Source organism: Bradyrhizobium cosmicum (assembly GCF_032290525.1).
Taxonomy (GTDB): Bacteria; Pseudomonadota; Alphaproteobacteria; order Rhizobiales; family Xanthobacteraceae; genus Bradyrhizobium; species Bradyrhizobium cosmicum_A.
On sequence record NZ_JASXTA010000525.1, the window covers coordinates 1 to 242 of the forward strand.

Annotated in this window: 1 protein-coding gene; it reads right to left on the minus strand. The window is 66.5% G+C overall.

From position 1 onward, the window contains the following. On the minus strand, window positions 1-242 hold a 242-nt coding region (locus QSV46_RS40805; RefSeq protein ID WP_314964438.1), incomplete at both ends, for a hypothetical protein.

Genomic DNA, 242 nt, shown 5'->3' on the forward strand with positions numbered 1-242 from the left:
CGGCCACGGTTCCACGGTCCACGCCGTCCTCGGCCGCCCAGTCGGCGATGGGAAGGTCCATGTTCAGGCGTTCGACCACGGCGGCCTTGAGGCCGGCGGTATCCCACTGCTCGGGGTAGGCGCGTTCGGGCAGGAAGTCGTCGATCAGGTCGTCGATGACCTGATGGCGCATGTCGGCCACGATGTCGCTGACGTCTCCGGATTCCATGATCTCGCGGCGCTGCGAAAAGATCGCCTTGCGC